Below are 20104 nucleotides of genomic sequence, written 5' to 3' on the forward strand. Positions count from 1 at the left end.
CGGTGGGGCGGCCCGGGTCACTGGCCGGGCTGCGGGGTGGGCTGGGGGGCGGGCTGGGGGCCGGCGTCGAAGGTGACCGGGAGCCCGGCGGGGGCGCCTCCGGTCGGGGCGACCTGGAGGGTCTTGAGGGCGAACTCCATGACCTTCTTGTAGATCGGACCGCAGATCTGACCGCCGAAGTAGCTGCCCTTGGTGGGGTTCTGGATGGCGCAGTAGACGGTGATCCGCGGGCTGTCGGCCGGCGCGAAGCCGGCGAAGGAGGCGGTGTAGCCCTTGTAGCGGCCGGTGGCCGGATCCACCCGGTTGGAGGTGCCGGTCTTGCCGCCGACCCGGTAGCCGGGGATGCGGGCCTTGGTGCCGGTTCCCTCCTGGTCGTCGACGACCGACTCGAGCATCTCGGAGAGCGTCTTGGCGGTCTCCGGGCTGATCACGCGGGTCTGCTCGGGAGCCGGGGCCGGGGTGAAGCGGCCGTCGGGGCCCTTGGTGCCGCGGACCAGGGTGGGCGTGATCCGGACTCCGCCATTGGCGATCGTCGAGTACACGGAGGCCGCCTGCATGGCGTTGAGGGAGAGGCCCTGGCCGAAAGGGATCGTGTACTGCTGGGAGGTGGACCAGGCCTCGGGCCGGGCGAGGATGCCGCGGGACTCGCCCGGGTAGTTCAGGCCGGTGGGCTGCCCGATGCCGAACTTGTTCAGGTACGAGTAGAGGATCCGGTTGGACTCGGGCTGGGTGGCGCCGAGCTGGCCGGTGGCCAGGATGGTGCCGATGTTGGAGGACTTGGCGAGGACCCCGTTGAGGGTCAGGTACCAGGTCGGGTGGTCGATGTCGTCCTTGAACAGCCGGTCGCCGCGGTGCAGCCGGTTGGGCACCTCGACGTGGGTCTCGGGGGTGGCCTTCTTCTCCTCCAGTACGGCGGCCATCGACATCACCTTGGCGGTGGAGCCGGGCTCGTAGACGTCCTGGAGGGCCGCGTTGCCCATGGCGGCGGAGCTGGCCTTCGACAGGTCGTTGGGGTCGAAGCCGGGGGCGTTGGCCATGGCCAGCACCTCTCCGGTGCGGGTGTCCTGGACGATGACGTAGCCGCGGTCGGCCTCGGACTTGGCGACCTGCTCGGTGATGGCGCTCTGCGCCGCCCACTGGATGTCGCGGTCGATGGTCAGCTCGATGTCCTCGCCGGGTACGGCGGGCTTCTCGCTGGACCCGGCGGTGGGCACGCGGCGGCCGCCGGACTGGGCGTACGTGATCGCGCCGTCCTTGCCGGCCAGCTTCTTGTCGAGGGAGGACTCGAGCCCGCCGGCGCCCTTGCCCTCGGCGTTGACGTAGCCCAGTATCCCGGCGGCCAGGTCCCCGCCCGGGTACACGCGCTTGCTGCTGTCCTCGTTGAACACGCCGGCGAGGACGTTCGCGCCGGGGCCGTTGTTCTTCTTGTCGGCGGCGGCCTTGTCGGCGAAGACCCGCTTGAGGTCCTTGATCTGGTTCCAGACCTGGGGGGTCTGGCGGCGGGCCAGGACGACGTAGCGGGTGTTCTTCGTCTTCAGGCGGGCGGCGAGCTCCTTGGCGTCCTTGCCGAGGATGGGCGCGAGGAGGGCGGCGGCCTGCTCGGGGGCGTCCGGGGCCTTGCTCTCCTGCGGGGTGAACATCTTCGGGTCGGCGGTGATGTCGTACGCGTCGACGCTGGTCGCGAGCGCGACGCCCTTGCGGTCGGTGATCTCGCCGCGCTCCGCGGCCAGGGTGTAGCTGGCGAAGCGGTTCTCGGAGGCCTTGGCGGAGTACGCAGAGGCGTCGACGGCCTGCACCTGGAGCAGCCGCACGACGAAGGCGAGCATGACGAGGGTCAGCCCGACGCTGACGAGGCGCAGGCGGGGCTTGGGGCTGCCGAGGCGGATGGTGTGCGACTGCCTCGTGGGGGCGGGCCGCCGGGTCGCGGGCCGCGAACTGGCCCGCGCCCGCTCGCCGGTGCCGGGCCGCGCCCGCCCCGGCCCGGGCACCCGCCGCCGCCCCTCCTGCCCCCTCACGCCACCACCCCGCGGGGCCGTACCGCTGCCGGGGCGGCTTCGGCCCCGCCGGCGATCGTGGCGCGGGGGTGCGGGGGCCGGTCCCCGCGCACGGCGGCGGACCCGTGCGGGGTCCGGGAGCGGGGGAAGGGCGGGTGCGCGGCGGCGCCGCGCAGCGCCGGCGGCCCGCCGGGCCCGGCGGGGGCCGGCGATCCGGCGCGGGGGGACGGTCCCGCCGGGGGTACCCCCGGCGGGAGCTGGGGGAGGGTCCGCGTCACGACGTCACCTTCCGGGGGTCGGGTTGGACTGAGGGGCTCCGCCCGGCACGGACTGGCCGGTCTGCGGTGCGCCCGCCGGGCCGCCGCCCGGGGCGGAGCCCGGTGCGCCCGCCGGGCCGCCCGGCTGGGCGGAACCCGGGGCGCCGCCCGGGGCAGAGCCCTGCGCGCCGCCCGGGGCAGAGCCCTGCGCGCCGGCCTGGGCGGAGCCTGCGCCGCCGGGCGGAGCGCCGGCCGGGGCACCACCCGGAGCGGAGCCTGCGGCGGCGCCCGGGGCGGTGGGCTGGGCGGAGCCGGGGGCGCCGCCCGGAGCCGCGGCGGGGGTGGAACCCGGGGCGGCGGACTGGGTCGGGGCCGGGGCCTCCGCGGCCGCCGCCGTCCCCGTGACCTTGCCGTCCGGGCCGATGAAGACCGGGCTGCCGCCGGGGACCAGGCCCAGCTCGTGCGCCCGCCGCTGCAACGCGTCCGGCGCCGAGTACCCGTCCACGTCCCGCTGCAGCGCCTGTTCCTCGTCCGTGAGCGCGGTGGTCTCCTTCTTCAGCTTGCTCAGCTGGAAGGAGCCCTGGTTGAGCGCCGAGTTCAAGAGCAGCAGGCTGATCAGCCCGCCCGCGAGCAGCGCCACCACCAGCAGGACGAACGGCGTCCGCGCCGCCTGCCCCGGGGAGCCGCCGCGCAGCCGCCCCAGTCCCCCGGCTCTGCTCACAGCCTCGCCTCCCGGATGCGCTCGACTCCGCGGAAGCGGGCCGGAGCGGCCCGCCGGTTCTCGGCGATCTCCTCCTCCGTGGGCAGCTCCGCGCCACGGGTGAGCAGCTTCAGCTTGGGCTGGTACTTCTCCGGGACCACCGGCAGCCCGGGCGGGGCCGTCGAGGCGGCGCCCGCCGCGAAGACCTGCTTGACGAGCCGGTCCTCCAGCGAGTGGTACGACAGCACCGCGATCCGGCCGCCCACCGCGATCCGGTCCACCGCGGCCGGGATCGCCCGCTCCAGACCCGACAGCTCGCCGTTGACCTCGATCCGCAGCGCCTGGAAGGTCCGCTTGGCCGGGTTGCCGCCCGTCCGCTTCGCCGCCTGCGGCAGCGCGTCCCGGATCAGCTCGACCAGCCGCGCGCTGTTGGCGAAGGGCTCCTTCTCCCGCTCGCGCACGATCGCCGACACGATCCGCTTGGCCTGCTTCTCCTCGCCGTACTGGCGCAGGATCCGCACCAGCTCGCCGGGCGCGTAGGTGTTGAGGACCTCCGCCGCGCTGATGCCGGTCGTCTGGTCCATCCGCATGTCCAGCGGCGCGTCCTGCGCGTACGCGAACCCTCGGTCGGCCTCGTCCAGCTGCATGGAGGAGACGCCCAGGTCGAAGAGGATGCCCTGGACGGCCGGGATGCCCAGGCCGTCGAGCACCTCCGCGAGGTCGGCGTAGATCGCGTGGACCAGGGTGGCCCGGTCGCCGAAGGGCGCGAGGCGTTCGCCGGAGAGCCGCAGGGCCTCCTTGTCGCGGTCGAGGCCGATCAGGTGCGCCTCGGGGAACCGGGTCAGCAGGGCCTCGCTGTGGCCGCCGAGGCCGAGGGTGCAGTCGACGACGACGGCCCCGGGCCTCTCCAGCGCCGGGGCCAACAGGTCCAGGCACCGCTGGAGCATCACCGGGACATGTCGGGACTCGCTAGTCAAAGCGCCCTCTCAGATAACGGCGCGGCAGGCATACGCCGCGCCGCGCACGCGGAGTGTTACCAGGGGGCCGGGCGGCCGGTCAGGGCCGGGCTCCGGCCGGTTCGCGTCACTTTAGTGCAACGGTCGCCGCGGTCAACGAACCGCCCCGCGCGCCGTGCACCCCTCTCGCACGGAACCCGCAAATGCCGCGAACCACCCGAATAGCCCCCCTCACCTCACTCCTGTGGGTTAGCTCACAACAAGGTCGGTTGACCTTCTTTGTCCACCCTCACTCCATGCCTTTACCCGCCGTGACCACTAACGTCGTATGCATGACGACTTCCGCATCCCTGCCCGCAGAGACCACCCCCCAGGCATCCAGCGGCGGCTCCGTCACGGACCGGCTGGTCGCGGCGAACCGGGAGTACGCCGCGGAATTCACCGATCCCGGCATGGACGCCCGCCCCGTCCTGCACGTGGCCGTCGTGGCCTGCATGGACGCCCGCCTCGACCTGCACAAGGCCCTCGGCCTCGAGCTCGGCGACTGCCACACCATCCGCAACGCGGGCGGCGTGGTCACCGACGACACCATCCGGTCCCTCACCATCAGCCAGCGCGCCCTCGGCACCCGCACGGTGATACTCATCCACCACACCGGCTGCGGTCTCGAAAGCCTGACCGAGGACTTCCGGCACGAGCTCGAGGACGAGGTCGGCCAGCGCCCCGCCTGGGCCGTCGAGGCCTTCCGCGACGTGGACCAGGACGTCCGCCAGTCCATGCAGCGGGTCCGGACGAACCCGTTCCTGCCCCACCGCGACGATGTGCGAGGCTTCGTCTTCGACGTGCACACCGGACTCCTGAGGGAGATCGATCCCGCCTCGTGAGTGACACAAGGCCACAACGCCGTCAAGAATGCGGGAAGACGCCACCCGGAAAACCGTCCGGGTCGGCGTCCGTGTCGGGGTGGGCCGGAGTGCGCCGAGGGCGTCGGCCCTGCAGAAAGGGCCGAGGAGAACCAGGTGACGACGTATGACGACCGAGCGAGCCTCGCGGATCTGACGAGCACCGCGGAGCGGGTGCGCCGCTCGGTCGAGAGCGTGATCGAGGGCAAGCCCGAGGTCGTACGCATCGCACTGACCGTGCTGCTCGCCGAGGGGCACCTGCTGATCGAGGACGTCCCGGGCGTGGGCAAGACCATGCTCGCCAAGACGCTCGCGAAGTCCATCGACTGCTCGGTGCAGCGCATCCAGTTCACTCCGGACCTGCTGCCCTCCGACATCACCGGTGTCAGCATCTACGACCAGCAGCGCCGCGAGTTCGAGTTCAAGCCGGGCGCGATCTTCGCGCAGATCGTCATCGGCGACGAGATCAACCGCGCCTCGCCGAAGACGCAGTCCGCGCTGCTGGAGTCGATGGAAGAACGCCAGGTCACCATCGACGGCACGACGTACACGCTGCCGAGCCCGTTCATGGTGGTCGCCACCCAGAACCCGGTGGAGATGGAGGGCACCTACCCCCTCCCCGAGGCACAGCGCGACCGCTTCATGGCCCGCGTCTCCGTCGGCTACCCGAGCGCCGAGGCCGAGCTCCAGATGCTCGACGTGCACGGCGGGATCTCCCCGCTCGACGACCTCCAGTCCGTCGCGCACGCCCACGACATCGTCAAGCTCATAGAGGCCGTGCGCGAGGTGTACGTCGCCGAGCCCGTCCGGCGCTACGTCGTCGACCTGGTCTCCGCCACGCGCAGCCACCCGGACCTGCGCCTGGGCGCCTCGCCCCGTGCCACGCTCCACCTGCTGCGCGCCGTCAAGGCCTCGGCCGCCCTGTCCGGCCGGGAGTACGTGCTGCCCGACGACGTGCAGGCGCTGGCCGCCCCCGTCCTCGCGCACCGGCTGCTGCCCACCGCGCAGGCCCAGCTCAACCGGCGCACCGCCGAGCAGGTCGTCCACGACATCCTCCAGCGCACCCCCGTCCCCGCCGCGCACGCCCGCGGCGAGATGCCGCCCGGCGCGGGCATCCGGGGCTTCTGATGAGCGCCGGTGCCCCGCGCGGCGCCGGCGGCGAAGGCCGGGGCGCCGGCGGGCTGCGCGCCTCGCTGGCGGGGCTGACCACCCGCGGCCGGTCGTTCCTGGCCGCCGGAGTCGCCGCCGCCCTGTGCGCGTACGTACTCGGCCAGGGCGAACTGCTCCGGGTCGGGCTGCTGCTCGCCGTGCTGCCGCTGGTCTGCGTCCTCGCCCTGCACCGCACCCGCCACCGGGTCTCCGGCAGCCGCCGGCTGACCCCGATGCGGGTGCCCGCGGGTTCCGAGGCGCGGGTCCAGCTGCGCATGGAGAACGTCTCCCGGCTGCCCACCGGGCTGCTCATGCTCCAGGACCGGGTGCCGTACGTACTCGGCCCCCGGCCCCGCTTCGTCCTGGACCGGGTCGAGCCCGGCGGGCGCCGCGAGGTGTCCTACCGGGTCCGCTCCGACCTGCGCGGCCGCTATCCGCTGGGCCCGCTCCAGCTGCGGCTGACCGACCCCTTCGGCCTGGTCGAGCTGACCCGCTCGTTCAGCACGTACGACACGCTCACCGTCATCCCCCGCACCGAGGTGCTGCCCCCGGTCCGGCTGACCGGCGAGACGTCCGGCTACGGCGACGGCAGCCGCCGCTCCCTGGCGCTGGCCGGCGACGACGACGTGATCCCGCGCGGCTACCGGCGCGGCGACGACCTGCGCCGGGTGCACTGGCGCTCCACCGCCCGCTACGGCGAGCTGATGGTGCGCCGCGAGGAGCAGCCGCAGCGCAGCAGGGCCACGGTCCTGCTGGACACCCGCGGCATCGCATTCGAGGGCGCCGGACCGGACTCCGCGTTCGAGTGGGCGGTGTCCGGGGCGGCCTCGTCCCTGGTGCACCTGCTCGAGCAGGGGTTCTCGGTACGGCTGCTGACGGACACCGGGACCTCGGTGCCCGGCGACGGCAGCGGCTTCTCCTCCGGCGGGCAGGAGTCCGCGGAGGCCGCCGGGCTGATGATGGACACCCTCGCGGTCGTCGGGCACTCCGACGGCGCCGGCCTCTCGCGCGCGTACGACGCGGTGCGCAGCGGCGGCAACGGCGGTGGGGGCGGCGGCTTCGCCGGAGCCGGCGGTGACGGGCTGCTCATCGCCTTCTTCGGCGACCTGGACGACGTACAGACGGAACTGGCGGCCAAGATGCGCGTGCGCTGCGGCGGCGCGGTGGCCTTCGTACTGGACTCCGCGCTCTGGTCGGGGCGGCCCTCGCGCGTGGAGGCGCGGGTGGGCAGGCTGCGCGACGCGGGCTGGACGGCGCTCGCCGCACCGCCCGGGGTGGCGTTCGGGGAGCTGTGGCGGCAGGCCGGGAACGCTCCGCTCGGCACGGGAACTTCCGGAGGTTGGGGATGAGCGGGCGGGCGCGCGTGACGCTCTTCGCGATGCTGGCGACCCTGCTCACCTCGTGGTCGCTGGCCTCGCTGGTGGACTCGGCGGGCTGGCTGCTGCAGGCAGCGGTGCTGCTGGCCGTGCAGAGCGGGGTGGGGGCCGGGGTCCGGCGGGTGCCGCTGGGGCGCACGCTGACCGTGGCCTCGCAGGCCCTGGTGTCGCTGCTGGTGCTCATGTTCCTGTTCGCGGGCAAGGGCGAATCCACCGGGACCGGGCCGATGGCCTACCTGGTGACCGACTTCGGCGCCCTGTTCCGCCGGGGCGTGCAGGACGTCGGCGAGTTCGCGATCCCGGCGCCGCTGACGGACGGCATCCGGCTGCTCCTGCTGGCCGGGGTGCTGCTGATCGGGCTGCTGGTGGACCTGCTGGCGGTGACCCTGCGGACCGCTGCCGCGGCCGGGCTGCCGCTGCTGGCGCTGTACTCGGTCGCCGCGGGTCTCTCCGGCGGCGGCGGGGCCTCCGCGGTCTCGTTCCTGCTGGCCGGCGGCGGCTACCTGTTGCTGCTGCTGTCCGAGGGCCGCGACCGGCTCGCCCAGTGGGGCCGGGTCTTCGGCGCGGCCCCGAGCGGGCGGGTGTCGGCGGCCTCCGGGTACGGCGGCGCGGGCGCCGGCCAGGCGCTGGCCCCCGTGCGCACGGGGCGGCGGATCGGCGCGGTGGCGCTGGGGATCGCGCTGGCGGTGCCGGCGGCGCTGCCGGCGCTCGGCGGCGGGCTGCTGGGCGCGCAGGGCGAGGCCGAGGGCGGCGGCACCGGCGTCGGCGGGACGATCTCGGCGGTCAACCCGCTGGTCTCCCTGCAGGGCAGCCTGAACGCGCAGGACAACCGGGTCGTGCTGAAGTACCGCACGGACAGCCCGCAGCTCGGCGAGCAGTACCTGCGGATCCTGGCGCTGGACGAGTTCAACGGCGTCAAGTGGGAGGCCTCCGCGCGCGCCCTGACCGACGTACCGGAGCGGCTGCCGGCCCCGCCGGGGCTGAGCGAGCAGGTCCGGGCGACCGGGACCGAGGTGCGGACGAGCATCTCGGCGGCGGACACGTACGCGCAGCGCTACCTGCCGATGCCGTACCCGGCGACGGGCGTGGACATCCCCGGCAAGTGGCGGTTCGAGCCGGCCGGCCGGACCCTGGTCGGTGACCAGCTGGGCAAGGACAAGTTCCAGAACGTCCAGGGCGCCATGTACACGGTGCGCAGCCTGCTGCTGCGGCCGACGGCGGTGGAACTCCAGGCGGCGCCGGAGGCGAATCCGGCGGTCAAGGCCGAGTACACGAAGCTTCCGGACAATCTGCCCGCCGTGGTCGCCGACACGGCCCGCCAGGTCACGAAGGGTTCGAAGGACGACTACACGCGGGCGGTGAAGCTGCAGGACTACTTCGCCGTGAACGGTGGCTTCCGCTACGACACGAAGGTGGCCTCGGGTACGGGGCCGCAGGCCATCGCCCGGTTCCTCGCGGACAAGGAGGGGTTCTGCATCCACTTCGCGTTCTCGATGGCGGCGATGTCGCGCTCGCTCGGGATCCCGGCGCGGGTCGCGGTGGGCTTCACGCCCGGCGAGAAGCAGTCGGACGGCAGCGTGAACGTGTCGATGCGGGACGCGCACGCGTGGCCCGAGCTGTACTTCGAGGGCGTGGGCTGGACCCGGTTCGAGCCGACGCCGCGCCAGGGCATCACGATCCCGGACTACTCCCGGGCCGATGTCCCGGCGGCCCGGCCGTCCGCGCCGGCGCCGCTGCCCTCGCAGGGCGCGACGCAGCCGTCGGCGGCGCCGTCGAAGGCCGAGGACTGCCCGCCGGAGCTGAAGAAGCTGGGCGAGTGCGGGGCTGCGGCGGCGCAGCACGACGCGGGTTCGGGCGGCGGCGGTCCGTCGCCGGCCACCGTTCTGACGTGGACCCTGTCCCTGCTGGCCGTACTGGCCCTCCCCCTGCTCCCCCTGCTGTGGCGCAGGCGGGTCCGCGCACGCCGCCTGTCGGGCGGGGCGGTCCTGGCGGCCTGGGAGGAGCTGGGTGACGCGGCGTGGGACGTGGGCATCGCCCCGGACGAGGCCCTGTCGCCGCGGCGGGCGGCAGGCCGTGTGGTGGTGCTGGGGCGGCTGGAGCAGGACGCCGCGGATGCGGTGCACCGGGTTGCGGGAGCGGTGGAGCGGGCGCTGTACGCCCCGCCCGGCGCGGAGGTCTCGTACGAGACCCTGGCGGCGGACGTCCTGCTCGCCCGGGCGGCCCTCCTCGGCTCGGTGAGCCGCGGGTCACGCCTGCGCGCGCTGCTCCTGCCCCGCTCGGCGGTGCGCCTGCGCTGGTCGGCGTCGGCCCGCTGGTCGTCGTTGAAGGCGCGCGTCGCTCCCCCGCTGACCCGGGCCTCGGCCCTCCTCTCCCGCCTGCCCCTGCGCGGGCGAAGCTGAGGCGGTGGCCCGCAACGGCGACAGCGCGGCGAGGCTCGATCCCCCCGAGCCCCGCCGCGCTGCGTTGCGCCCCCGCTGACGGCGAAGGTACCCGGCCCGCACCGGCCGCCCCGTGTCGGCGGTCCGGACCGGGTCCCCGTCCGTTGTCCCCAGTCTGGCGTCCGCGCAGGTGGGGGCCCATCCGCCCGCGTACTCATTTCCGCACCTAGGTACACGTACTCAGACGGCGGTGGCGCCACCAGTTCTACGCCGTCCCGCCGACCCGCGGCACCGCCGATCGGGGGTCATGACGCAGCCTCTCAGCGGTTCCCGCTGACCCGGCCCCGCAGCAGCAGCGACAGCGCCGAGTGCACGTCGTCCAGGGACCGCTCGCTCTGGAACGACTGCCAGTCCAGCGCGGCCACCAGCACCATGCCCACCATCGCGGCGGCCGTCAGCGGCACGTCGATCTCCGCGCTGAGCTCCCCCCGCTCCACGCCCTCCCGCAGCACCGTCTCCACGACGGCCACCGCCTCCTGCCGGACCACCATCAGCGTGGACTGCCACGCCCGGTTCGTCCGCCACAGTTCGGCGACGTACAGCTGGGTGAAGGCCGGGTAGCGGTCGATGAAGACGAGGCCGGCCCGGATCATCGCGTCGAGCGCCTCGACCCGGCTGCCGCCCCGCTGTTCCGTCTCCTCCGCCGCGGTGCGCAGCGAGGCCGTCAGCAGGCCGACGCCGTGGCGCAGCAGCTCCTCGAAGAGTTCGTTCTTGCTCGCGAAGTTGTAGTAGACGGTGCCCTTCGCGACTCCCGCCCGCTCGGCGATCTCGTCGACCGTGGTCGCGGAGAATCCCTGCTCGGCGATGAGCGTGACGGCCGCCTCGTAGAGCTTCTGGCGCGTCGCCTGTCGGCGGCCGCCGCCGCCGGTACCGGTGCTGCTGGTGTCCATGGCGCTGATTCTCACAGGTCAACCGATCTCTACAGGCTCAGTTCCGGGTGCAGCCGGTCCATCGTCCACACCTGCTTGCCGCGGGCGGCGAGCGAGGTGAGGAGCAGGGAGCCCGCCGTGAAGGCCACCAGGACGGCGCAGCCCACCCAGACGCGGGTGAGGTCGCCCCCGGAGATGAGGCGGCGCAGCCCCTCGACGATGTACGTCATCGGCAGGTACGGGTGGATCCAGTTGAAGAAGGCGGGGCTGGTCTCGACGGGGTAGGTACCGCCCGCCGAGGTCAGCTGCAGCATCAGCACGACGAGGACCAGGATCCGCCCGGCCGCCCCGAACTTCGCGTTGAGCCACTGGACCATCGCCGCGAAGCAGGCGGTGGCCAGCGCCAGGAAGCCGATCGCGAGCGCGGGGTGTGCCAGCTCCAGGCCGAGCCCCCAGTGCAGTACGGACATCAGCGCGAGGACCTGCACGACGCCGATGCCCACCACGGGCAGCCAGCCGGCGAACGCGATCCGCCAGGGCGAGGCACCGGCGGCCAGGGCGCGCCGGTTCAGCGGTGCGATGAGCATGTAGGCGACCATCGCGCCGACCCAGAGGGAGAGCGGGATGAAGTACGGCGCGAAGCCGGTGCCGTAGTTGGGCGCCTTGTGCAGGGACTGGTTGGCGAGCTTCACCGGGTCGGCCATCACCTGGGTGCGGGCGTCGCGCTGCTGCTGGTCGTAGTCCGGGATCTTGCCGACGCCTTCGTGCAGGCCGCCGGCGAGTTCGCCGGTGCCGTCGACGAGCTTGTACATGCCGCCGTCGAGGCGGTGGGCTCCGTCGCCGAGCTTGCCGACGCCCTCGCCGAGGGCGCCGGAGCCGTCGGCGGCGGTGCCGAGGCCGGTGTGCAGCTGGGCCATGCCGGTGGCGACCTTGTGGGCGCCGGTGTTGAGGGCCCCGACGTCGGCGACGGCCTGGTCGAGCTTGCCGGCCAGGCCGGGGGCGCCCGCGGCGAGCTTGCGGGCCTGCTTCTCCAGGTCGGTGAGCTGCTGGCGCAGGTCGGCCAGATCGCCGCCCGAGTCCTTGACCAGGGTGTCGACGTCGCCGGTGAGCTGGGCGGCCTCGGCGGTGGCGTCCTTCAGCTTCTTCATGTCGGCGCAGGTGACCGGCAGGGGCTTGGCGGCAGCGCCCGTGCAGGTGCGGGTGTAGGTGTCGGCGGCCAGGGCGGCGGCCTGCTTGCTGACCTTGGCCGCGGCGGGGGCCTTCTTGCTGAAGGTTTCGAGGTGGTTGTTGACGACCCGGGCGGTGTCCGCGACGAGCAGCGCGGTGTCGGCGAGCTGCTTGGGGTTGTCCAGGTAGGGGCGGACCTGGGAGGCGGTGCCGTTGATCTTGTCCGCGACCTGCTGGGTTCCGGCGGCGATGTCCTTCGTGCCGGTCTCCAGCTTGCCGGCGGCCGTGTTGAGCTTCGTCAGCCCGCCGGTCAGCTCGCCGTTCTTCTCCGCGACCGTGTCGAGGCCGTCGGCGATCTCCTTGGCGCCCTGCTGGGCCTTGTTCGCGCCGTCCTTGAGCTTGTCGGCGCCGTCGGCGGCCTCGGCGGTCTTGTCGTGGAGGTCGGAGAAGGAGACGAAGATCTTGTCGAGGAAGCCGCGGGAGGCGTTGGTGGACGCGGCGGAGCGGACCTCGGAGAAGACGGTGCGCGAGATCGACCCGACGATGTAGTTGTTCGCGTCGTTCGTACGGACCTGCAGGGCGCCGGTGGTGGGGTCGTCGCCCGCGCTGGAGGTGATCTTCGTGCTGAAGTCGGCGGGCATGGTGAGGGAGAGGTAGTACGTCCCCTTCTCCACTCCCTCGGCCGCCTCTTCGGCGCTGACCTCGCGCCAGTCGAAGGTCTTGCTGTCGTGGAGCTTCCTGGCGATCTCACCGCCGGCGTCGAGGTGCTTGCCGTCGACGGTGGCGCCCTTGTCGGCGTTGACGAGGGCGACGGGCACCTTGTCGAGGTTCTTGTACGGGTCCCAGAAGGAGCACAGGTACAGCGCGCCGTACAGCAGCGGCAGCAGGAGCAGCGCGATGAGAGCGGCCACGGGCAGCTTCCCCCGCCCGAACCGTTTCAGCTCAAGCGCGGCGAGCTTCGGCGAGCGCATCGTCCGCCCCCTTCGTGTCGTCGTCGGTGACGTCGGTCGTCTCGGTCTTGTCGGTCTCGGCCTCGGCCTTGGCCGTCGGCCTCGCCCCGGGTCCAGCCGCGGGGCCGGCCTGCGCGGCTGCCGTGCGCAGGACCGTCACGCCGTCCGGCGCGTCGCTGCACACCGCGAGGACGGTGGTCCCGCGGGCGGCGATCGAGCGGAGCAGGGTCCAGGCCGCGGCGCGTTCGGCGTCCGAGAGCTTGAGGTCCAGGTCGTCGAGGGCCAGCAGCCGCGGCGAGCCCAGCAGGGCGATGGCCACGGACAGCCGGACCGCCTCCAGGCGCTCCAGGTCCCGTACGCAGGTGCGCGGGCCCTTGGGCAGCATGGCGAGGTCCAGCCCGGCGGCGGCCAGGGCGGCGTCGATGCGGGCCTGCGTCCCGGCGCGGCGCTCGCCGCGCGGGCGGAGCAGGGCGCGCACGGGACCCTCGTAGCGGCGCTGGAGCAGTGCGCCCTCGCGCAGCTGCTCGGCGACGGTGAGGGACTGGTCGAGCTCGTTGACCCCGGTGACCGGGCCGAGGGCGGCGATCCGGCGGACCGCGGTCAGGTGCTTCGGCAGTCGGTGGCCGGCGATCTCGGCGTGGCCCTCGGTGGCCTTCATGCGTCCGGTGAGGGCGAGGAGGAGGCAGGTCCGGCCACTGCCGGAGGGGCCTTCGACCGCGATGAGCGAGCCGGGCTCCGCGTCGAGGCCCACCCCCCGGAACACCCAGCCGCGCGGGCCCTTGAGTCCGAAGTTCTCGGCTTTGACGGCCGCACCGTGCGGGCTGTCCACGCCGTCCCCCCTTCTTTTGAACTGACCGGTCAGTTCAAAAACTAGCACCTTTGGGTGCACCACATGCGCACAGGGGGGCAGTTGACCGGACAGAGGGGGCAAAACAGCAGGTCAGCGCGATTGTCAGTGGCGGCCGTCACGATGGATGCAGGCACAAACACAGACACAGCAGTACGCAACGACAGGAGGTTCGTCATGGCCACACCGTCCCCGTCCCCTGTCCACCCCGTCCCGCGCAGGTCGGCAGCGCCGCCGGCCGCGCTCGATCTGCTCGCCAAGGCCCGCGCCGGCCTGGCCGAGGCCGCCCGGCTGACCCGGCCCAACGAGCGGTACGCCACCGCCCACCTCGCAGCGCTGCGCACCGCCGCGGCCGTGCTCGCCGCGCGCGGGCGGCCCGAGCCGGTCGGCGCGCGGCGCCGGCCCCGGATCCGCAGCGCGTGGGAGGTACTGCCGGAGATAGCACCGGAGCTGACGGAGTGGAGCGCGCTGTTCGCCTCCGGCGCCGAGCGCCGGGCGCGGGCCGAGGCGGGGATACGGGATGCGGCGTCGGTCCGCGACGCGGACGATCTGGTGCGTGCCGTGGCGATGTTCCTGCGGCTGGTGGAGCGGATGCTCGCCCTCCAGCCGGTGGCCCCGACACTGCCCCAGCCCCGCCCCGGGCGTCCGGAGCCTGCGGACGCGGGCTGAGCTGGCCGGGGTGACCGGCGGGGCATGCTCCAGGCAATAGGGTGGGGTTCGCATCTCTCACCCTTGTCGCGCCGAGGAGCCATCAGCCGTGTCGGACACTTCCCGCCCCCGTGCCTCTCTCCGCACCGCCGTGGTGTGGGAGGTCCTCAAGGAGGCGCTCGACCGCCGGGTGAAGGCGACCGGGCGGGATGTGCTGGACGTGCTGGACACCGGCGGCGGCACCGGCAAGTTCGCCGTGCCGGTGGCCCGGCTGGGCCACCGGGTGACCGTGGTCGACCCCAGCCCGAACGCGCTGTTCGGGCTGGAGCGCCGCGTCGCCGAGGCCGGTGTCGCCGACCTGGTGCGCGGGGTGCAGGGCGATGCCCAGGGCCTGCTGGACGTCGTCGAGCGCGACGCGTACGACGTGGTGCTCTGCCACGGCGTGCTCGAGTACGTGGACGACCCGGCCGAGGGCGTGGCCAACGCGGTCGCCGCCCTGCGCTCCGGCGGCACGCTCAGCCTGCTGGGCGCCGGCCTCGGCGGGGCCGTGCTGGCCCGCGCCCTCGCCGGCCACTTCACCGAGGCCCGCACGGCGCTCACCGACCCGGCCGGCCGCTGGGGCGCGGGCGACCCGGTACCGCGCCGCTTCACCGCCGAGCAGCTCACCGAGCTGGTCGGCGGGGCCGGCCTGGAGGTCGGCTCGGTCCACGGGGTCCGCGTCTTCGCCGACCTCGTCCCCGGCGTCCTGGTGGACACCGAGCCGGGCGCGGTCGAGGCGCTGCTGCGCCTGGAGGAGGCGGCCGCCGAGCTGCCGGCCTTCCACGCGGTCGCGACGCAGCTGCACGTGCTTGGCGAGAAGCACGCCTGATCTGCGGAGCTTCCGCTCACGGAGTACGCCGGACACCCTCCGATCCGGCGATCGGCGCCGTATGATCGTGGGCAGTGACCGGCATGGTGGACGGGCCGATGGGGAATAAGCGCCTCAGTGACCGCCCACCCGGCGGTACGGTTTCGCGCAGGTTCAGCTCGGGCAACGCCCATTCGGGCGGCGCCTTCTCCGGGCCGTGATTTTGGCACCTTGCGCAAAGGGCGGGTATCACGGGGGCGATTCCCCGCCTATCCTGAAGGGGACCCCTGGTCGCTACCCCCCGCGACCGACGGATGAGGAGGACTCCCGTGCCGCTCTCGGAGCACGAGCAGCGAATGCTCGAGCAGATGGAGCGAGCGCTGTACGCCGAAGATCCCAAGTTCGCGACAGCGCTTGAGGGAAGCGGACTGCGTACGTACACCCGGCGACGGGTCTACCAGGCAGTCGCAGGCATTGTGGTGGGTATCGCGCTCCTCATGACCGGTGTGATCATTCCGAACGTACTCTGGGTCAGCGTGGTGGGATTCCTCGTCATGCTCGGCTGTACGGTCCTCGTGGTCACCGGTTGGCGCAAGGCACCCAAGCCTGGCGAGCAGCCCGTCTCCGGCAGTGCAGGCGGTTCGGCCCACGGCCGCAACCGACAGCGTCGGTCGATGATGACCCGCATCGAGGAGCGGTGGCAGCGCCGCCGCGACGAGCAGGGGCAGTAGGCCCCCCGCAGACACGGGTGAGGGGACGGCCGCCGCACGGCGGCCGTCCCCTCACCGCTCTGTCCCGCAGGTCCGCGCGATCGGCCTGAGTTCCCGATCGCCCCTTGCCTCGGCGCGATCCTGCGGCATGATGACCCGGTGAGTGTGCTCCCCCTGGTCTTCACCAGCGGCTGGGCCAGCGGGATCAACGCCTACGCCGTGGTCCTCCTGCTCGGCATCTTCGGCGCGACGGGACTGACCGACGAGGTCCCCGAGTCCCTCCAGCGCACCGACGTGCTCATCGTCGCCGGTGTGCTGTTCCTCTGCGAGGCCGTCGCGGACAAGATCCCGTACGTGGACTCGGTCTGGGACACGGTGCACACCGTGATCCGCCCGGTGGCCGGGGCGGTGGTCGGCGCTCTGCTGGCCGGCCAGAGCGGCTCGCTCTCCGACATCGCCGCCGGCGCGATCGGCGGTTCCACCGCGCTGGCCAGCCATTTCGTCAAGGCCGGCACCCGCATGGCCGTCAACACCTCGCCGGAGCCGTTCAGCAACATCGCGCTGAGCACCGCCGAGGACCTGGGCGTGGCGGGCATCGTCACGTTCGCCATATTCAACCCCGAGGCCGCCGCGATCATCGCGGCCGTCCTGCTGGCCGCCGGTCTGGCCATACTCGTGTTCCTGTGGACCCGCATCCGCCGTTTCCTGCGCCGCCGGGCCCAGCGCCGCGAGGAGAAGCGGCTCGCCGCCGAGGAGCGCGAGGCGGCCGTGCGGGCCGCGGTGCCACCCCGCTGACCTCCCGCGATCCCGCTCGATAAGGTCATCGGCATGGCACGAATTGCGGTGATCGGCGCCGGCATGGGCGCGATGGCTACGGCGGCCCGGCTGGCCGTGGCAGGGCACCAGGTGACGGTGTACGAGCGCGGGTCCACGTACGGCGGCTCCGTCGGCCGCTGCGAGCGCGACGGTTTCGTCTTCGACACCGGGCCCGGGCTGCTGCACCTGCCCGCCGTCTACCGCGACCTGTTCGTCAAGACCGGCAAGCGGCCCCTGGAGGACTGCGTCGAGCTCGTCCAGGTCGACCCGGCCGTCCGCCATGTCCTGGCCGACGGGACGGCCGTCACCCTCCCGGGCGGCTCGCGCGGCGGCGCCGCCGCCGTCCTCGACCAGGCCTTCGGCGCGGGCGCGGGCGAGCGCTGGAACGGGGTCCTGGGCCGGGCCCGGGACGCCTGGAACGCCACCCGCCGCCCCCTGCTGGAAGAGCCCCTGCGCCCCGACTGGCAGGTGCTGGGCCGCGATCCGTACCCCGCGCTGCGGGGCAGCGGCCTGCTGCGGCGCCGCCCGCCGACCCTCGCCGAGGTGGCCGGGCGCGAGCTGGGCGGGGAACTCGGCGAGCTGCTGGCCGCCCGGGTGCGGGCGTACGGGATCGACCCCGCCACCGCGCCCGCCTCGGCGGCCGTGCTCCCGTACATGGAGCAGACCTTCGGCAGCTGGTACGTGCGCGGCGGGATGCGGGAGCTGGCAGCCGCCGTGTACGAGCGCTGCCGCGAGCGGAAGGTCGCCTTCGTCTTCGATGCGCCGGTGCGGGAGGTCCTGGAGCGGGACGGCCGGGCGGCCGGACTGCTGCTGGCCGACGGCGCCGAGGCCGCCGCCGACCTCGTGGTCTGCGGGGTCGACCCGCGGCAGCTGGGGGCCCCGCTGCCGGCCGGCGGCGCCCCGGCCCGCGGGCCGGGGGTGGCCGGGCGGCTGACCGTGCTGCTCGCGCTGCGCGGGGCCCGCCCCGCGGACGCCGTCCACCGCACCCTGGTCCACTCCCCCGCCGCCCAGCTGACGGTGCTGCGCCCCGACGACCCGGCCGTCCGGCCCGACGCGGACCACGAGGCCGTCACCGTGAGCGCCGTCTGCGGCCCTGAGGGCGCCTCTGCGCCGCGCGTGGAGGAGCTGCTGGACCTGGCCGCCCGGGCCGTGCCCCGGCTGCGCGAGCGGCTGCTGTGGACGCAGACGCGTACGCCCGCGGACATCGAGGCGGACACCGGCGCGCTGGGCGGCGCGGTGCCGCCGCCCGCCCTCGCCGGAGCGGGCGGCCGGATGCTCTACCCCGCCAACACCACGGCCCTGCCGGGGCTGTTCCTCGCGGGCGGCTGGGCGCATCCCGGCGGCGGGCTGGCGCACGCGGGGATGACCGGGGCCCTGGTGGCCGGACTCATCGTGGAGGGCGCGGAGTTCCGCGGCTCCCAGTGACACGGACGCCCCCGGGGAACGGACCCCGGGGGCGCTCGCCCTGCTTCACGGCTCAGTAGCGGTACTGCTCGTACTCGCCGGAGCCCTGGTACGGGTACTCCTGCGGCTGTTGCTGCGGGTACGGCTGCTGTTCGTCCCCCGGGTAGCCGGCGGCGGCCCCGTCGGTGGACCGCTGCTGCGGCACCCACACCCCGCCCGGCGGGGTGTCCATGGAGTACTGCTGCTGCCCGCCCGCGCTCGCGTACGGGTCGGCGGAGTAGCCGGCGTACGGGGTGTAGTCGTACGGCTGTTGCGGGATGACGGCCCCGCCGGTGCCGATGTACGGGTCCGAGTAGGCGGCGTACACCTGCTGTTCGCCGCCCGCCGGGTAGCCCGCGGAGTAGTCGTAGCCGCCCTGGGGCTGCGGCTCGTAGGCCTGCGCGTCGTAGTAGGGCGCGTACTGGTGGGCGTCCTGCTCGGCCGTGGAGAACGGTGAGGCGAACGCCGCCGTCTGCCCCGCGTCGGCGGTGGGAGCGAAGCTCTGTATCCCGTACGACCCGGTGTCCTCGGGCAGCGGCTCCGGGCTGTAGAACTCCTCGGTCGCGGCCTGGAACTGCGGCTCCGGCCGCTCCTTGCGAGACACGTCGGACGCATCGGCGCCGTCGGCGTCCACGGCCTCCGCGTCGGACCCGTACTCCAGCGCGGTCACCTGGAGCGCGGGCTCGGGACGCGGACCGCCCGCCCGGCGCCGCCGGTTCTGCCGTACGGGCTCGCCGCCCCGGCGCAGCGCCCAGCCGGCCTCGAAGCCCTTGCGGAAGGAGAGCGTCACCAAGGTCTGGCCCACGGCGAACGCGGCCGCGCCGATGCCGATGACGAGCACCGACGGCAGCACGACTCCGGCGACCACTCCGAGGAAACCGGCGAACGCGAGCAGGCGCCAGCGCAGCCGGGCCTTGTACTGCATCAGGACCTCGGCAAGCAGCCACAGCGCGACGAAACCGAACGCGATGTAGAGGACCGTCATTCCCATGCGTGGCACCTCTCGGTACGGCCCACCGCCCGGGAAAGGGGGGCCGGCCGATCAGGCCCGCTGGTGCAGGCCCAGGTTCTCGTAGATCTCGAGAGTCGCCGTGGAATTGTTCAGCGTGATGAAGTGCAGCCCCGGGACACCCTCGGACAGCAGCCGCGCGCAGAACTCCGTGGCGAACTCGATCCCCATGGAGCGTACAGCGGCCGGATCGTCCTTGACGGCGAGCATGCGCTCTTTCACGGCTGCGGGGAAGACTGCGTTGCTGAGTTGTGGCAACCGGTCGAGCTGCTTGATGCCCACAACAGGCATGACCTCGGGGATGATCGGGGTCTCGCAGCCCGCCTTTTCGGCGCTGTCGCGCAGCCGCAGATAATTCTCCGGATCGAAGAACATCTGGGTGATCGCATAGTCGGCGCCCGCGCGGCACTTGTCCACGAAGTGACGGATGTCCGTGTCCCAGTCCTCCGAGCGCGGGTGCATGTCGGGGAAGGCCGCGACGCCCACGCAGAAGTCGCCGGACTCCTTGAGCAGCCGGACCAGGTCGGCGGCGTAGTGGACGCCCTCGGGGTGCGCGACCCAGGGACCCATGGGGTCGCCCGGCGGGTCGCCGCGCAGGGCGAGCATGTTGCGGATGCCGGCGTCGGCGAACTGGCCGATCACGTGGCGCAGCTCGGCGATGGAGTGGTCGACCGCGGTGAGGTGCGCGACGGGGGTCAGGGTGGTGTCGGCGGCGATCTGCTGGGTGGCCTTGACGGTGCCGCCACGGGTGGAGCCGCCGGCCCCGTAGGTCACCGAGACGAAGCTCGGGCCCACCGCCTCGATCCGGCGCAGCGCGTTCCAGAGGTTGCGCTCGCCCTTCTCCGTCTTGGGGGCCCAGAACTCGAAGGAGTACGACGGGCTCCCGGACGCCAGCAGGTCACGGACCGTGCGTGCACGGTCCGTACGGGTGGAAGCGGTACCAAGAGCCATACGGGCAGGTTAGACGCGGCTTCGCGGTCACCGAAGCCGTGTCCGCCTTTTGGACACGTTTTTGGACACCTCTAC

At 73.4% G+C, this 20104-nt stretch carries 18 protein-coding genes; 9 read left to right on the forward strand and 9 right to left on the reverse strand.

The genetic code is table 11. From position 1 onward, the window contains the following. Nucleotides 1-17: 17 nt before the first annotated feature. Genes ACFYXK_RS01430 through rsmH form a run of 4 tightly spaced genes read right to left on the reverse strand, consistent with a single transcriptional unit; the run spans nucleotide 18 to nucleotide 3898 of the window. Nucleotides 18-2015, reverse strand: a complete 1998-nt coding sequence (locus tag ACFYXK_RS01430; RefSeq protein WP_389409298.1) for a peptidoglycan D,D-transpeptidase FtsI family protein — start codon at nucleotides 2013-2015, stop codon at nucleotides 18-20. Then, a complete protein-coding gene (locus ACFYXK_RS01435) occupies nucleotides 2012-2272 on the reverse strand; it encodes a hypothetical protein (RefSeq protein ID WP_389409299.1) in 261 nt (86 codons plus the stop codon). Before ACFYXK_RS01435 ends, ACFYXK_RS01430 begins: the two co-directional genes overlap by 4 nt. Before the next feature lie 4 nt (nucleotides 2273-2276). Beyond that, a complete protein-coding gene (locus tag ACFYXK_RS01440) occupies nucleotides 2277-2972 on the reverse strand; it encodes a hypothetical protein (protein WP_389409300.1) in 696 nt (231 codons plus the stop codon). After that, on the reverse strand, nucleotides 2969-3898 hold the full coding sequence (gene rsmH, locus ACFYXK_RS01445; protein ID WP_389409827.1) for a 16S rRNA (cytosine(1402)-N(4))-methyltransferase RsmH: 930 nt from the start codon (nucleotides 3896-3898) through the stop codon (nucleotides 2969-2971). The genes ACFYXK_RS01440 and rsmH overlap by 4 nt, the downstream gene beginning before the upstream one ends. 341 nt (nucleotides 3899-4239) lie before the next feature. Between rsmH and ACFYXK_RS01450 the strand changes: the two genes are divergently transcribed. From ACFYXK_RS01450 to ACFYXK_RS01465, 4 genes are all read left to right on the forward strand, one after another. Further along, entirely contained in the window at nucleotides 4240-4791 is a 552-nt protein-coding gene (locus tag ACFYXK_RS01450) for a carbonic anhydrase (RefSeq protein ID WP_030291882.1), read from the forward strand. A 135-nt stretch (nucleotides 4792-4926) separates the two neighbouring features. Further along, nucleotides 4927-5937 carry an AAA family ATPase gene (locus ACFYXK_RS01455; protein WP_389409301.1) on the forward strand — a complete coding sequence of 337 codons (1011 nt, stop codon included), beginning with the start codon at nucleotides 4927-4929 and terminating at the stop codon, nucleotides 5935-5937. Next, entirely contained in the window at nucleotides 5937-7307 is a 1371-nt protein-coding gene (locus tag ACFYXK_RS01460; RefSeq protein WP_389409302.1) for a DUF58 domain-containing protein, read from the forward strand. Before ACFYXK_RS01455 ends, ACFYXK_RS01460 begins: the two co-directional genes overlap by 1 nt. Continuing rightward, on the forward strand, nucleotides 7304-9733 hold the full coding sequence (locus tag ACFYXK_RS01465) for a transglutaminaseTgpA domain-containing protein (protein WP_389409303.1): 2430 nt from the start codon (nucleotides 7304-7306) through the stop codon (nucleotides 9731-9733). The genes ACFYXK_RS01460 and ACFYXK_RS01465 overlap by 4 nt, the downstream gene beginning before the upstream one ends. Before the next feature lie 299 nt (nucleotides 9734-10032). On the opposite strand, the gene ACFYXK_RS01470 is transcribed toward ACFYXK_RS01465, so the two are convergent. Genes ACFYXK_RS01470 through ACFYXK_RS01480 form a run of 3 tightly spaced genes read right to left on the reverse strand, consistent with a single transcriptional unit; the run spans nucleotide 10033 to nucleotide 13587 of the window. Continuing rightward, a complete protein-coding gene (locus tag ACFYXK_RS01470) occupies nucleotides 10033-10662 on the reverse strand; it encodes a TetR/AcrR family transcriptional regulator (protein ID WP_053785194.1) in 630 nt (209 codons plus the stop codon). Nucleotides 10663-10691: 29 nt separating this feature from the next. Continuing rightward, complete coding sequence (locus ACFYXK_RS01475) at nucleotides 10692-12779, reverse strand: YhgE/Pip family protein (RefSeq protein ID WP_389409304.1); 2088 nt, start codon at nucleotides 12777-12779, stop codon at nucleotides 10692-10694. Further along, nucleotides 12751-13587 (reverse strand): ATP-binding cassette domain-containing protein, encoded by an 837-nt coding sequence (locus ACFYXK_RS01480; RefSeq protein WP_389409305.1) that lies wholly within the window; start codon nucleotides 13585-13587, stop codon nucleotides 12751-12753. Before ACFYXK_RS01480 ends, ACFYXK_RS01475 begins: the two co-directional genes overlap by 29 nt. Before the next feature lie 195 nt (nucleotides 13588-13782). Here ACFYXK_RS01480 and ACFYXK_RS01485 point away from each other — a divergent pair, with 195 nt between their 5' ends. The 5 genes from ACFYXK_RS01485 (at nucleotide 13783) to ACFYXK_RS01505 (ending at nucleotide 18051) form a co-directional block, all read left to right on the forward strand. Beyond that, nucleotides 13783-14274: an SAV_6107 family HEPN domain-containing protein gene (locus ACFYXK_RS01485; protein WP_389409306.1), complete on the forward strand. Its 492-nt coding sequence runs from the start codon at nucleotides 13783-13785 to the stop codon at nucleotides 14272-14274. A gap of 88 nt (nucleotides 14275-14362) precedes the next feature. Beyond that, entirely contained in the window at nucleotides 14363-15121 is a 759-nt protein-coding gene (locus ACFYXK_RS01490) for a class I SAM-dependent methyltransferase (RefSeq protein ID WP_389409307.1), read from the forward strand. A 308-nt stretch (nucleotides 15122-15429) separates the two neighbouring features. Continuing rightward, nucleotides 15430-15831 (forward strand): DUF3040 domain-containing protein, encoded by a 402-nt coding sequence (locus tag ACFYXK_RS01495; protein WP_030156028.1) that lies wholly within the window; start codon nucleotides 15430-15432, stop codon nucleotides 15829-15831. Between the two features lie 138 nt (nucleotides 15832-15969). After that, nucleotides 15970-16605, forward strand: coding sequence for a DUF4126 domain-containing protein (locus tag ACFYXK_RS01500; RefSeq protein ID WP_389409308.1), 636 nt, complete (start codon nucleotides 15970-15972; stop codon nucleotides 16603-16605). 33 nt (nucleotides 16606-16638) lie between these two features. Then, nucleotides 16639-18051 carry a phytoene desaturase family protein gene (locus tag ACFYXK_RS01505; RefSeq protein ID WP_389409309.1) on the forward strand — a complete coding sequence of 471 codons (1413 nt, stop codon included), beginning with the start codon at nucleotides 16639-16641 and terminating at the stop codon, nucleotides 18049-18051. A gap of 52 nt (nucleotides 18052-18103) precedes the next feature. Here the strand turns inward: ACFYXK_RS01505 and ACFYXK_RS01510 are convergent, their stop codons facing one another. Beyond that, on the reverse strand, nucleotides 18104-19060 hold the full coding sequence (locus ACFYXK_RS01510; RefSeq protein ID WP_389409310.1) for a hypothetical protein: 957 nt from the start codon (nucleotides 19058-19060) through the stop codon (nucleotides 18104-18106). 51 nt (nucleotides 19061-19111) lie between these two features. Then, a complete protein-coding gene (gene metF, locus ACFYXK_RS01515) occupies nucleotides 19112-20029 on the reverse strand; it encodes a methylenetetrahydrofolate reductase [NAD(P)H] (RefSeq protein ID WP_383508110.1) in 918 nt (305 codons plus the stop codon). Nucleotides 20030-20104 lie beyond the last annotated feature (75 nt).

Source organism: Streptomyces sp. NPDC002209 (assembly GCF_042890265.1).
Classification (GTDB): Bacteria; Actinomycetota; Actinomycetes; order Streptomycetales; family Streptomycetaceae; genus Streptomyces.

Excerpts from the sequence above, each read along its gene's own strand:
- rsmH (WP_389409827.1), bottom strand. The coding sequence starts at position 3,898 with ATGCTCCAGCGGTGCCTGGACCTGTTGGCCCCGGCGCTGGAGAGGCCC.
- ACFYXK_RS01450 (WP_030291882.1), top strand. The coding sequence starts at position 4,240 with ATGACGACTTCCGCATCCCTGCCCGCAGAGACCACCCCCCAGGCATCC.
- ACFYXK_RS01460 (WP_389409302.1), top strand. The coding sequence starts at position 5,937 with ATGAGCGCCGGTGCCCCGCGCGGCGCCGGCGGCGAAGGCCGGGGCGCC.
- ACFYXK_RS01465 (WP_389409303.1), top strand. The coding sequence starts at position 7,304 with ATGAGCGGGCGGGCGCGCGTGACGCTCTTCGCGATGCTGGCGACCCTG.
- ACFYXK_RS01470 (WP_053785194.1), bottom strand. The coding sequence starts at position 10,662 with ATGGACACCAGCAGCACCGGTACCGGCGGCGGCGGCCGCCGACAGGCG.
- ACFYXK_RS01475 (WP_389409304.1), bottom strand. The coding sequence starts at position 12,779 with ATGCGCTCGCCGAAGCTCGCCGCGCTTGAGCTGAAACGGTTCGGGCGG.
- ACFYXK_RS01485 (WP_389409306.1), top strand. The coding sequence starts at position 13,783 with ATGGCCACACCGTCCCCGTCCCCTGTCCACCCCGTCCCGCGCAGGTCG.
- ACFYXK_RS01505 (WP_389409309.1), top strand. The coding sequence starts at position 16,639 with ATGGCACGAATTGCGGTGATCGGCGCCGGCATGGGCGCGATGGCTACG.
- ACFYXK_RS01510 (WP_389409310.1), bottom strand. The coding sequence starts at position 19,060 with ATGGGAATGACGGTCCTCTACATCGCGTTCGGTTTCGTCGCGCTGTGG.
- metF (WP_383508110.1), bottom strand. The coding sequence starts at position 20,029 with ATGGCTCTTGGTACCGCTTCCACCCGTACGGACCGTGCACGCACGGTC.